The sequence below is a fragment of the Paenibacillus sp. FSL L8-0638 genome, assembly GCF_038593075.1.
In the GTDB taxonomy this organism is placed as follows: Bacteria; Bacillota; Bacilli; order Paenibacillales; family Paenibacillaceae; genus Paenibacillus; species Paenibacillus polymyxa_D.
The window spans coordinates 150,087-162,613 of record NZ_CP151960.1; the positions used below are offsets into that span (position 1 = coordinate 150,087).

10 protein-coding genes are annotated in these 12,527 nt (G+C 47.6%); 6 read left to right on the forward strand and 4 right to left on the reverse strand.

Translation table 11 applies throughout. From position 1 onward, the window contains the following. Together speE and MKY35_RS00615 are read left to right on the forward strand one after the other, a co-directional pair. Nucleotides 1–828, forward strand: a complete 828-nt coding sequence (gene speE, locus MKY35_RS00610) for a polyamine aminopropyltransferase (RefSeq protein WP_342446576.1) — start codon at nucleotides 1–3, stop codon at nucleotides 826–828. Nucleotides 829–1,100: 272 nt separating this feature from the next. Then, complete coding sequence (locus MKY35_RS00615; protein WP_342445304.1) at nucleotides 1,101–2,393, forward strand: MFS transporter; 1,293 nt, start codon at nucleotides 1,101–1,103, stop codon at nucleotides 2,391–2,393. Between the two features lie 191 nt (nucleotides 2,394–2,584). Here MKY35_RS00615 and MKY35_RS00620 read toward each other — a convergent pair whose 3' ends face one another. Both MKY35_RS00620 and MKY35_RS00625 read right to left on the reverse strand, forming a co-directional pair. Further along, nucleotides 2,585–4,324 carry an ABC transporter ATP-binding protein gene (locus MKY35_RS00620; protein WP_342445305.1) on the reverse strand — a complete coding sequence of 580 codons (1,740 nt, stop codon included), beginning with the start codon at nucleotides 4,322–4,324 and terminating at the stop codon, nucleotides 2,585–2,587. Continuing rightward, nucleotides 4,321–6,075: an ABC transporter ATP-binding protein gene (locus tag MKY35_RS00625; RefSeq protein ID WP_342445306.1), complete on the reverse strand. Its 1,755-nt coding sequence runs from the start codon at nucleotides 6,073–6,075 to the stop codon at nucleotides 4,321–4,323. Before MKY35_RS00625 ends, MKY35_RS00620 begins: the two co-directional genes overlap by 4 nt. Before the next feature lie 153 nt (nucleotides 6,076–6,228). Between MKY35_RS00625 and MKY35_RS00630 the strand changes: the two genes are divergently transcribed. The 3 genes from MKY35_RS00630 (at nucleotide 6,229) to argS (ending at nucleotide 9,328) form a co-directional block, all read left to right on the forward strand. Continuing rightward, on the forward strand, nucleotides 6,229–7,119 hold the full coding sequence (locus MKY35_RS00630) for a LysR family transcriptional regulator (RefSeq protein ID WP_342446577.1): 891 nt from the start codon (nucleotides 6,229–6,231) through the stop codon (nucleotides 7,117–7,119). 92 nt (nucleotides 7,120–7,211) lie between these two features. Continuing rightward, entirely contained in the window at nucleotides 7,212–7,646 is a 435-nt protein-coding gene (locus MKY35_RS00635) for a DUF1934 domain-containing protein (protein WP_080658551.1), read from the forward strand. A gap of 2 nt (nucleotides 7,647–7,648) precedes the next feature. After that, on the forward strand, nucleotides 7,649–9,328 hold the full coding sequence (argS, locus tag MKY35_RS00640) for an arginine--tRNA ligase (RefSeq protein ID WP_342445307.1): 1,680 nt from the start codon (nucleotides 7,649–7,651) through the stop codon (nucleotides 9,326–9,328). A 110-nt stretch (nucleotides 9,329–9,438) separates the two neighbouring features. Here the strand turns inward: argS and MKY35_RS00645 are convergent, their stop codons facing one another. Together MKY35_RS00645 and MKY35_RS00650 are read right to left on the reverse strand one after the other, a co-directional pair. Next, complete coding sequence (locus tag MKY35_RS00645) at nucleotides 9,439–10,299, reverse strand: hypothetical protein (RefSeq protein ID WP_342445308.1); 861 nt, start codon at nucleotides 10,297–10,299, stop codon at nucleotides 9,439–9,441. 126 nt (nucleotides 10,300–10,425) lie between these two features. Beyond that, the gene (locus tag MKY35_RS00650; RefSeq protein WP_342445309.1) at nucleotides 10,426–11,319 is read right to left on the reverse strand and encodes a LysR family transcriptional regulator; all 894 of its coding nucleotides are present in this window, start codon (nucleotides 11,317–11,319) and stop codon (nucleotides 10,426–10,428) included. A gap of 202 nt (nucleotides 11,320–11,521) precedes the next feature. Here MKY35_RS00650 and MKY35_RS00655 point away from each other — a divergent pair, with 202 nt between their 5' ends. Next, complete coding sequence (locus MKY35_RS00655) at nucleotides 11,522–12,520, forward strand: ABC transporter ATP-binding protein (protein WP_342446578.1); 999 nt, start codon at nucleotides 11,522–11,524, stop codon at nucleotides 12,518–12,520. Nucleotides 12,521–12,527: the final 7 nt, after the last annotated feature.

Sequence of the window (12,527 nt, forward strand, 5' to 3'; positions counted from 1 at the left end):
ATGGACTTGTGGTTTACGGAGAAGCAGACTCCCTCTTTCGGCATAACAGCAAAAATCAAACAAACCTACGTCTCCGAGAAAACAGATTTTCAGGATCTGGCTATGATCGAGACAGAGGAATTCGGCAATATGCTTGTTCTGGATGGCATGGTGATGACAACGGTTAAGGATGAATTTGTGTATCACGAAATGGTAGCACATCCAGCCTTGAATACACATCCGAATCCGAAAAAGGTTTTGGTTGTGGGTGGTGGCGATGGCGGCGTTATTCGTGAGGTCATCAAGCACTCTGAAGTGGAAAAGGCTGTATTGGTGGAGATCGACGGTAAGGTGATAGAATATTCCAAAAAATATTTGCCTGAAATCGCAGGAAAGCTGGACGAGCCTAATGTGGAAGTGCTGGTCAATGACGGATACATGCACATTATTGAACACAAAAATGAATACGACGTCATTATGGTCGATTCGACGGAGCCCGTAGGTCCGGCAGCCCCGCTGTTCGAGCGTGGGTTTTACCAAGGTATTTTTGAAGCATTGAAGGAAGACGGTATTTTCGTTGCACAAACGGATAATCCTTGGTTCAAGGCAGATCTGATTCAGAAGGTTAACAAGGATGTGAAGGAAATTTTCCCGATTGTGCGTGTATATGGTGCGAACATTCCAACCTATCCGAGTGGTCTATGGACATTCACGTTGGGTAGTAAGAAGTATGATCCGCTCGAAGTAGACGAAAACCGAATTCCAGAGATGGACACCCGATATTATAGTCCGCGTTTGCACAAAGCGGCGTTTGTACTACCTAAGTTTGTAGAGGATTTAACGAAGTAAACATTTTAAGAAAAAGCGTCTTAGTGTTCTTTATTGCCTGTTTTTGGGCGGAAAGGAGCGCTATAGGCGCTTTTTTGTGTTGAATAAGATTTAAAAATGGCCATGAAAGCATACTGGACACTGAATTTCCTTTTAAGATAAAAGAAGGAAATTTAAGGGTGTGTGTAGAATATACAAAAAACCAGACATTTAACAGATTTGTAATGTCAACAGGGACGGTTTGGTTATGGAAATACATAAATCGGCGATGTACCAAAGAGGGGGAAACTTTTTTGATCAGACGCTCTTTTTATTACCTGTGGGGGTCTCAGACGATCTCCAATGTAGCAGATATCATCTACATGTTGAGTGTAGTGGTATTGGTGTTCAGCTCAAGTAATTCCTTAATGACGACTATTTTAATCCCGCTGTTCCGATTGTCTGCCCAAGTGCTTAGTGGGCTCGTTGCACCAATCGTCCTTGGCCGATTTCGGCTAACAAGAGTGTTGCTATTTTCCCAGTTTGGTCAGTTTGTCATTTTTACGCTACTGCTGCTTTATTTGTGGATTGTACCTGAGCAGAGGTCGTTTCTATTTATTTTTGTGATGGTGTTCGGTATGTCTTTTCTGGATGGCTGGACCAATCCTGCGCGTAATGCGCTTGTACCCCGTTTGGCTACGGGTGAAGGGCTAATGCGTGCCAACGGCATGGTAGCGGTCAGTGATCAGGTGGTCAGGTGTGCAGGCTGGGCGCTGAGCGGAATTATTGTGGCTTGGCTGGGTTCCCTGAATACGCTTGTGATTGCATCCTGTTGTTATCTCGTGGCTGTAACTGTCACGTCCTTCATTCGTGATCCGCTGGATCAGAAGGAATTAAGTCTTGAAGCTCCGGATTCCTCGACAAATGCAGTAGAGCCTGCAAAGGCAAAGGAAAAAGGCTCCCATTGGAAAGAGCTTGGGGAAGGCTGGACAATCATTTGGCACAACCGTCGTATTCGTTCACTGATGATCGTTGATAGTGTGGATAGTATTGGGGGAGTCTCCTGGCTTGGGGTATTTATTCTGGCGTACGTCAGCCAAGTGCTGCATCGGGATGCGAGCTGGTGGGGCTTTATGAATGCGTCCTTTTTTTCGGGCACGATTTTGGGTGGATTGATTGTCGTTGGCTTGGTTAAGCGATTGCAAAAGAACAGCTTTTTGTACATGCTCGGAGCGTTGCTGGTGTATGTACTGATTACCATTGTATTTGCGCTGAATACAATCCCCGTTGCTGCGCTTATTCTTTTTGCTGTATCAGGCTTACCTGTTCAAATGGCGGGCATTATTCGCCGCACCTTGCTGCAAACCAGTGCACCGGCAACCCAGCTGCCCAAAGTGATGGCGGGAATTGATGTGATTACAAATCTCGCTTTCGGTCTGTCCTTGTTATTCATGGGCTGGTATGCAGATCGTTTTGGTATGGTGCAGGTGTATTTGTTGGCTGCGATTATGACGACCATTGCCGTTTTGATCGGCTGGTTATACCGCAGGGATTTTCAGGAAAGTGAGCAAATGGACCAACCAACCGCTAGGGGGGCAGGCATTTGAGTTTTGCTTTCGTCTAGGCAGGGAATGTTTCATTCGATGGGTTACATAAGCAAAATTTGATATAACCTAAAAGGCTGCCGATGGAAGATCGGCGGCCTTTTGCTGGAGATGCATTCTTTGTTTCTTCCTGTGTCACAACAAAAAAAGCCGATTGCATAAGAGCAATCGACTTTTCCCCTCAAGCCGCAGTGCTAGGCTGGAGTGAACTGGCTGTTATAGAGCGAGGCATAATGACCCCCGCTGGCAAGCAGTCCCTCATGGGTACCACTTTCGACGACATCGCCATTTTTCATGTATAGAATCAAATCCGCTTCGCGGATGGTCGATAGTCTGTGGGCGATCACAAAGCTGGTGCGTCCGGCAATCATTTTCATAAATGCTTTTTGGATACGTGCTTCTGTCAGGGTGTCTATGCTACTGGTGGCTTCATCCAGGATCAGCATAGGTGGATCGACCAGGATAACCCTCGCGATGGTGAGCAGTTGCTTTTGGCCTTGCGACAGGCTGTCGCCGGAACCGCTGATGACCGTATCGTAGCCATGAGGCAGTCGCTTGATGAAGCTATGCGCATTGGCAGCTGTTGCAGCCGCGATGACTTCTTCGTCTGTGGCCTCCGGCTTCCCGTAAGCGATATTGTCCCGAATGGTCCCGCTGAACAGCCATGTGTCTTGAAGCACCATACCAAAGTTAGTCCGCAGGTTGTCCCGGCTCATGTCGTTGATATTCACCCCGTCGATGGATATCGAGCCGCTGTCCACATCGTAAAACCGCATGAGCAGATTGACGAGTGTGGTTTTGCCAGCTCCGGTCTGCCCGACAATGGCCACACGAGTGCCTGGCTTAACTTCTAAACTAAAGTTCGTAATGAGCGTACGTTCCGGGTTATAGGAGAATTTGACATGATCAAAAAGAATCGTGCCTTTGCTGCGCTCCAGCTGTACGGCGTTCGATTTTTCCGGCTGCTCTGGCGGTGAGTCCAAGATCGCAAATATGCGCTGAGCAGAAGCCGTGGCTGCCTGGAACTGGGTGAGAACACCCGTAATTTCATTAAAGGGTTTGGCGAACAAATTGGTATAAATCAGAAAGCTCGACAATCCACCTACCGAGATCCCACCCAAAATAATGGAAATACAGCCAATCATGGCGGTGACTGAAAAAGTCATGTTGTTCACCAATCGGGTAGAGGGGTTGGACAATGATCCGTAAAACTGCGATTTCACCCCGGCTTGATACAATTGTTCGTTTCTGGCGGAAAATTCCTCAAGCGAGCGGTTTTCATAATGAAAAGCAGTAACTACCCGTTGCCCGCCGATCATTTCTTCCACGTAACCGTTCAGGCTTCCTAAAATTTTGGCCTGTTCGCGGAACATACGCTGTGACCTTGTCGTAATGAACCGTGCCACACCGTATGTGATCGGGGCAGACACCAATACGACCAACGTCATGATCGGACTGATATACAGCATGAGTACAATGGAGCCTATAATCGTAATAATCCCGGTAATCAAGGTGGAAAAGCCTTGCAGCAATCCATCCGACACAGCATCCATATCGTTCACAAAACGGCTAATGCTGTCTCCTTGCGGATGAGTGTCATGAAAGCTTAACGGAAGGATATTAAAATGATCAAATAACTCCCGCCGCATATCATTTACGGTCTGAAAAGCAATACGGTTCGTCAAATACGTGAGCAGCCAGCTAAACAGACTGCCTACAACATATACAACGCCTAATCCAGCTAGAATCTGTACAATACCTTTAAAATCCACTGCTCCCTTATTCACCATGTGGTCGATAGCTTGACCAATCATGTAGGGTCCGATCAGACTGGCAAGCACGCTGAGAATCGCACTGACGATGACCCAAAATGTTGTTGTTTTATATTGACCGACATAGGTTAACAATCTTCTCCAGGTTTCCTTGCCACTCATTGGTCCACCTCCTGCGTTGAGAGCTGGGAGCGATTAATTTCCTGATATACCTCCGAGCTGCTCATCAACTGATCATGTGTGCCGATTCCGACAATCCGGCCTTCATCAAATACAATGATTTTATCGGCATGCTGTACACTGCTTACTCGTTGCGAGACCAGTAGGACAGTCATGCGGGTGCTATTTTCCCGTAGCGATTTCCGGAGGGCGGCGTCAGTTGCAAAATCAAGTGCGCTTGAGGAATCGTCCAAAATCAGAATTTCCGGATTGCCTACAATAGCTCTGGCAATGGTAAGTCGCTGCTTTTGGCCGCCTGATAGATTAAGTCCTCCTCGGGTGATCGGGGCATCGAATTTTTCCGGCAAGTTAGAAATAAATTCATCCGCTTGCGCGATTGCTGCGGCTTGAGCGACTTCCTCGTCGGTGGCGTGTTCATGTCCCCAACGGATATTATCCGCTATCGTCCCAGTGAACAGCAGCGCCTTCTGAGGAACAATACCGATTTTCTGCCGCAATTGCTCAAGCTTATACTGCCGAACGTCGATGCCGTCAACCTGCACACGACCCTCTACCGCATCATAGAAACGGGGAATGAGATTCACAAAAGTGGATTTCCCCGAACCTGTCCCTCCGATGATGCCGACCGTCTCACCGGGATAGATGTTTACGACTACATCACTAAGTGCCAGTTGTCCTGTCTTATTGTATCCAAAGGAAACATGATCAAAAGAGATGGCTGGTACAGCGCCATGCCCACTTGTTTTCTCCCTGTTTATAGAAGTAGAAGTAGCAGCAGTGTCGGAAATCGAAGCTTGCGTGTCTAGGACCTCCTGAATCCGCGCTGCTGAAGTGGCAGCCTTGGTGAACAAAATAATTAAATTGGTCACCACAATCAGAGCTAATAAAATTTGCGTAATGTAATTAATAAAGGCAATAATCTCCCCTTGTGTAAGTGATCCATATTGGATATGGATGCCGCCGATCCACAGGATTGCAATAATAGCTCCGTTTACCACCAGCAAGGTGGCAGGGCTTAGCAAAGCAGAAATACGTCCGACACGAATAGCGGTCTGAGTCAGGTCATCCGAAGCGGCGTTGAATTTAACTCGTTCAGCGCCTCTTTTGGCAAATGCGCGTATGACCCGTACGCCTGTAAGATTTTCGCTTAGCACGAGGGCGATATTATCCAATTTTTTTTGATACCGACGATACAGTGGTGAAGCCTTCGTAATGACCACATACAGGATCAAAGCTAGAACTGGTGTAGCCGCCAACAGCACCAAAGCCAGGCGGAAATCCAGAATCATGGACATGATAATAGCCCCGATACAAATAAAAGGAGCTCGAATGACCAGACGAATCAGCATTGCTACAGCCGTTTGGAGCTGATTGACATCATTCGTAATCCGGTTGATGAGCGAGGGCGTACCGAACTTATCGAGATCGGCATAAGAAAACGATGAAATATGTTTAAACATCGTATTGCGCAGCGTAGTTCCGAATCCTTGGGAGGCACGGGCTGCGTAAAACTGACACACTAATGAACTGCCAAAGCCCAGTATAGTCATGAGTAACATCAAAAGACCCATCTGCCAAACATAATGGGTGTCTCCTTTACCTACACCATGATTGATCATTAAGGCAACCATAGTAGGCAGCAATAGTTCCAAGATGGCCTCAATCAGTTTAAATAGAGGCCCAAGAATCGTTTCCTTTTTATAGGGTTTCAAAAAAACAGCAAATTTCAGCAAATAAACCATCACCTAACCTAAATAATGTATATAGCCTCATGCCGCAATAGCATATCTGAATTTGATTATGTCATATCCCCAACCATATGAATAATATTTAATATATATTAGAGGTATAGGTTTTACATATATCAGTACCGGAGGGCCATAATGATGGAATTGAGACATCTCAAGTATTTTTTGGCGATCGCAGAGGCCGGACAGATTACAGCGGCAGCCAAAAAGCTGCAAATCGCGCAGCCTCCCTTAAGTCAGCAGCTCATTCAACTGGAGGAAGAGCTTGGTGTAAAGCTCGTGCATCGAGGCTCGCGAAGCATCCAGTTGACGGAGGCCGGCATCATTTTACAGAATAGGGCCAAGCAGATTCTGGAGCTGACAGATGCCACAACGAGAGAAATTAACGATTTTGCCTTGGGGATGAAGGGTACGCTTACCATTGGAACGGTCTCCTCTTCCGGCGCAGCCCTAATGAAAGACAGGCTTTCCGAATTTCATAAAACCTATGCGGGTGTAAAATTTGAAATTCATGAGGGAAATACCTTTAGGATTCTCGATCTTTTGAACAAAGGAATTGTCGAGGTCGGTATCGTCAGAACCCCTTTTAATACCACTGATTTAGGGTGCAGATATGCGTCCTCCGAACCGATGATCGCAGTGATGACAGAAGAACATGACTGGAACCCCGAACAGAAGACCATCCCGTTGTCTGACTTGAAAAGCAGGCCGCTCATCGTTTATCGCCGCTTTGAACAATTGATCCACGATACCTGTATAAAGCATGGCTTTGAGCCGAATATCTTCTGCAAAAACGATGATGCTCGCACCACGCTTCATTGGGCTAATGAAGGGCTGGGGATCGGTATGATTTCGCGGTCTGCGTTGTCACTCGGAAGCAATAACCAGTTAATCGTTAAGGAAATTATGTGTGAAGAATTGCATACGCGTGTGGCGGCTGTCTGGATGAAGGATAAATACATGTCTTCTCTAGCCTCTCGATTCATTGAAAGTTTTAGCCAAGCATCTGATGGAGCTGACTTAAGGTAGCTAAATTTTTTGGATGAAAGCATCTTTTTGTAAAAACTCATTTGAATTGCAATCGGGAACTGGATATAGTAGTACAGTAGGATAGCAATAGAATGGAGTTTGAATACATGCCACATAATGCAAAGGTCCGAATCCGTCTTCATAGTCATCATGACGGAGAAGATGTGGTACAGGAACTTCCCGGAGAAGCGATTGTGCGTGGGAAGCATCTATATATAAGGTACGATGAGCCGCAAGAAAGTCCTGAGGGCGGTACGACACGGAACACAGTCAAAATCGGACCGGATGAGCTAAAGCTGATTCGTCACGGTGAGGTACAATCAGAGCAGTCGTTTGCGCTGGGACGCAGGTTGCCTGGATTTTACCGCTCGCCTTATTTAAACCTGAACATGTCTGCGCATACGCAGAAGCTCGATATTCGGATGGATGGATTCAGCGGGCATGTGAGCTGGACCTATGATCTGTACGTATTTGAGGATTTCTCGGGGCATTTTGCCATCAGTTTGCATATACAGGAGGAGCAATAATCATGACAAGCAATCCACTGGAACTTATTAATCAAAAGGTGACTTTAGCAATCGAGGCGGCGGTGCTGGCTGCCGGAATCGTGAGCCGTGAAGAGCTGCCGACCATTACGCTGGAGGTGCCCAAGGACAAGTCACACGGTGATTTGGCTACCAACGCTGCGATGCAGCTCACCCGCATTGCGAAGAAGAACCCACGGCAAATCGCTGAAGATTTGATCGCGAATATGGATTTAGCTTCCGCTTCTATTGAAAGTGCGGAAATCGCTGGACCGGGTTTTATTAACTTCCGCCTGAACAAGAGCTACCTGTATGCAGTCATTGGACAAGTGCAGGAGCAGGGGGCAGATTACGGGCGTATACAGGAAGGTGCAGGCAAAAAGGTACAAATCGAGTTTGTCAGCGCCAATCCGACAGGTAGCCTTCACTTAGGTCATGCACGTGGTGCAGCCGTAGGGGATGCTCTCTGCAACGTGCTTGATTTTGCCGGATACAAAGTAACTCGTGAATACTACATTAATGATGCGGGCAACCAGATTTACAACATGAGCCGCTCTATTGAAGCGCGTTATTTGCAGGAGCTGGGACAGCCTGCAGAGATGCCGGAGGATGGTTACCATGGTGAGGATATCATCGGGTTTGCCAAGGAACTGGTGGCTGAAAAGGGCGATTCTCTGTTGTCCATGGAACCGGGAGATCGTGCTGCTTATTTCCGTGACTACGGTCTGGAAAAGGAACTAAACAAGATCAAGCGCGACCTGGAGCTGTTCCGTGTACCTTTTGACTCCTGGTTCAGCGAAACGTCGCTGTATGAAAACGGTGAAGTGCTTAAAGCGCTGAATGAGCTGCGTGACCGTGAGGAGATTTACGAGAAGGACGGAGCTACATGGCTGAATACGACCAAGTACGGCGACGATAAAGACCGTGTCTTGATCAAAAATGACGGTACATATACGTACCTGACCCCGGATATCGCTTACCATCGCGATAAATATGCTCGTGGGTATGACACGATCATCAACATTTGGGGAGCGGATCACCATGGCTATATTCCACGGATGAAGGCAGCAATGGAAGCACTGGGTAATGACCCGGATAAGCTTAAAGTGTTGATTGCCCAAATGGTCAGCTTGTTCCAAAATGGGGAAAAAGTAAAAATGTCCAAACGTACCGGCAAGGCCGTGACGATGGAAGATCTGATGGAAGAAGTGGGTGTAGACGCGATCCGTTACTTCTTCACTATGCGCAGCATGGATTCGCACCTGGATTTTGACATGGATTTGGCGATTTCCACTTCCAATGAGAATCCAGTATTCTACGTACAATATGCGCACGCACGTGCATGCAGCGTATATCGTCAAGCCGAAGAGCAAGGTATCGCTGTGCTGCCGTTGGCAGAAGTTGACTTGTCCAAGCTGACGGCTGAGCATGAATACGATCTGCTCCGCAAAATCGGCGAGCTGCCGGAAGAAGTATCGGTGGCGGCTGCAAACTTTGCGCCACACCGTATGATTCGCTATGTCTATGAGCTGGCTTCATTGTTCCATAGCTACTATAAGGCAGAGCGCGTCATTACAGAGGATGCCGCTCAAACGCAGGCACGCTTGGCGTTGTTTGGTGCGGTGCGCACGACCATTGCCAACGTACTGAAGCTGGTGGGCGTGTCTGCACCGGAACGTATGTAAGCAAGCAACTTTAACATCATGACCTTGTAGTCATATAAATAATAATAAAAGGAACCGAGGCGCCACTCTCAACAGGTTGGCGCCTCGGTTCCTTTTTATGTTGGATTAGCTTAGTAGCGTTCCAGTACCAAATTCGTTTTCAGGGAATCGGCGGGAACCAGCCATCCTTTGGATTGCAACAGGTTCATCAGCTTGGTGCGGTTGCTGGCGGCAGTGTTGTAGTCCGAGGTTTTAAAAGAAATTTCGATGATGGTATCTGTACCTGACCCGTTTGCACTACGGATAGGCCATATTTCAACGTCGGTATCCAATCCCTGAAAGCTACCTTCATATTTACTAACCTGTACAGGACCGCGTACTCTGGAGTTTGCCAAGGTTTGTTTGCCCCAGTTGCTGGATTTCCAGTTTTGCAGCTTGCCCGGAAGATTATCCTGTAGTTGCTTTAATGCTTGATCTGGGGAAGGCAGAGCTAATCCTTTGGAGGCGTTTGTTTTTTTATCATTGGAAAAGCTTAGTGTTTGCTTGCTGTATCCCCAATCCACCTCAGCCTCATAATTATCATCAGATGCGCTGAACCCTTCTTTATTCGCTTGGGTGAGCGCCGCGTCGATATTTCCGTTTGTGACCGTATAGCGTTTTTTGTAGGTTAATTCATAATTTTTTTTGTCCTCTTTTTTGCGAAATCTCACGTTCCAGCCCTCGTCATTCAATTGCAATGAATTTGTATCAAAATACTCGACGCTCAATCGTTGTGCATCGTCGCTAATTTGAAACTCGTTCACGATGCCACTTTTTAATGAGCCATCCGCATTGAGCACCTGAGCTGTATCCAGTAGTAGCTTCACCTCATAGCTTGGTGTGGCATTGGCGGCAGCTTGTACCGGTTCTGCTCCTTTCCATCCTGTTACGAGCAATACTGCACTCAGAGTTACTACCGACATCAATTGGGTGATACGAAGGCCTGTTTTCATTTCATCCTCTCCTGTTCGTCCGAATAGGTTACACGCTACACTTTACGGGTGTATTGTCAGTCGTATGTCAAAGCAAGAGGGTACTCCGGTAAAAAAAAGACATAATTTCTATATGACAGGTAAGATTTAATCTTGGTTCCATGATAAATATTCGGTGAATCTGTGAATGAGCGCCGAGCGATGGCGGTCTTTGTTGCTGACCATATAAATATACCGCTCAACAGACTGCCCCGGAATAGGTCTTACAACCAGTAAGCCCCGCTCAACCTCTGACTGAACGGCAATGCGAGAGACAAAGGAGATGTGTTCTCCCAGCATAACCGCCTGTTTGATGGCTTCCAGTGAATCCAACTCCAGATAGGAGGGAAGTCGCCGACTCCCACGCTCCAGCCATTTGTCGGTCACGTGGCGTGTGCTGGAATCCTTGCCATGTAATACGAAGGAGGAAGAAGCGATAAGCTCGGGTGTCAAATCGGTTTCGTTGGCGAGCGGATGAGTGGGTGAGCAGATGAGCATCAGTTCATCTTCGCCCAAGGATTCTGAGAGTAGCGTTGGGGATTGAAACGGCTCTGCCGAAATGATGCCAAGATCAATTTCGTGACGAGCGAGCATGTCCTTGATCACGGGCGCAGTTTTCACAGACAAGGCGATGTGAATGCCCGGCTGCTCACGGGCAAAGCGGTGCAGCACAGCAGGGAGCAGGTAGGTAGCGGGCACATAGCTTGCGCCAATACGTATGCTTCCCCGCTGGAGCGTATCGAACTCGCGGACGACTCGCTCAGCTTCAGCAGCCAGTGCATTAATTTTGCTGGCATAGTGCAGCAGCGCATTTCCAGCATCCGTTAGGATGATTTTGCCCATGCGTGTGTCAAACAGCTTTACGCCGAATTCACGCTCCAGGTTTTTCATGTGAAAAGTAACAGTGGGTTGCTTTAAGCCAAGAAGCTCGGCGACCGTGGTAATTTTATGGTGCTTATTCAGCAGTTCTACAATATGTAACTTTAGAAGACTTAAATTCACTTAGAATGCCTCGCTTTCAGGTTAATCGAACAATCATGCCTATTTGTATGGGTAGCAGCATCAATCCCCTCTATATAGATTAAATCTATGAGTGTTAACACAATTCATTGAAATAATTAATTTTGTTTTAACTTTCCAATAACACAGCTTGCGAATTCAAGTTTTACACTGGGGTCAGTCAGAAGAACAGGCAGGTAATGCGATGAATCAGGATCTGTATATTCACGGATTAAGTAAAACCTTCAGCCAAATAACAGCGCTGCATGAGACGAATCTGGTCGTACGCCGGGGCAAATTCACAACACTGCTCGGACCGTCCGGCTGTGGGAAAACAACGCTCTTGCGCTTGATTGCTGGTCTGGAGACACCGGATACCGGCACAATCACGATGGGAGAGGAAATTCTTTTTTCGGCTGAACGCAAAAAGGATATTCCCGCGCATCTCCGCCACTTTGGTATGGTCTTTCAGGATTTCGCGTTGTGGCCGCATATGACGGTGTTTGAAAATGTGGCCTTCGGCCTGCGTGCAGGCAAGCGCGGGAAAGGGTTTGCCAGCGCCCGAGACAAGGAACTGCGGACAGTGGTGCTGGAGGCGCTTGACATGGTCAGATTGTCAGGGATGGAGGATCGGTATCCTCATCAGCTGTCCGGTGGTCAGCAGCAGCGGGTTGCCTTCGCAAGAGCGGTTGCTATCCGGCCTCGACTGGTTTTGTTCGACGAGCCGCTCAGTGCACTGGATGCGGTGCTACGGGAGGAGATGCGCATTGAGATGCTGTCGCTTGTGCGCGATCTGGGGCTGACCGCCCTATATGTCACCCATGATCAGATCGAGGCCATGTCCATGTCTGATGAAGTGGTTGTTATGAAAAGTGGACATATTTTGCAGACCGGAACACCGGAGGTGATCTACGGTTGCCCAGCACATCCAGAGGTGGCGAGGTTTATTGGCAAATCCAACTGGCTGGAGTCGGAACGGACACTATTTCGTCCTGAACATGTCCGTTGGGAACAGGAGCAAGCGGATCAGCATGCTTTTACAGTAGAGATCCTGCATGTCAGCTATGTCGGCGATCGTTATGAAATTCGTATACTAGCCGAGAACGGCGAGCAATGGACTGCATATCATTCCATCCGCTTGCCCATAGGTCAACAAATGCACATTTGGGTATCACCGCAACACATCCACCAACTTGAAGCATAGGGAAAAG

Excerpts from the sequence above, each read along its gene's own strand:
- speE (WP_342446576.1), top strand. The coding sequence starts at position 1 with ATGGACTTGTGGTTTACGGAGAAGCAGACTCCCTCTTTCGGCATAACA.
- MKY35_RS00620 (WP_342445305.1), bottom strand. The coding sequence starts at position 4,324 with ATGAGTGGCAAGGAAACCTGGAGAAGATTGTTAACCTATGTCGGTCAA.
- MKY35_RS00630 (WP_342446577.1), top strand. The coding sequence starts at position 6,229 with ATGGAATTGAGACATCTCAAGTATTTTTTGGCGATCGCAGAGGCCGGA.
- MKY35_RS00635 (WP_080658551.1), top strand. The coding sequence starts at position 7,212 with ATGGAGTTTGAATACATGCCACATAATGCAAAGGTCCGAATCCGTCTT.
- argS (WP_342445307.1), top strand. The coding sequence starts at position 7,649 with ATGACAAGCAATCCACTGGAACTTATTAATCAAAAGGTGACTTTAGCA.
- MKY35_RS00645 (WP_342445308.1), bottom strand. The coding sequence starts at position 10,299 with ATGAAAACAGGCCTTCGTATCACCCAATTGATGTCGGTAGTAACTCTG.
- MKY35_RS00655 (WP_342446578.1), top strand. The coding sequence starts at position 11,522 with ATGAATCAGGATCTGTATATTCACGGATTAAGTAAAACCTTCAGCCAA.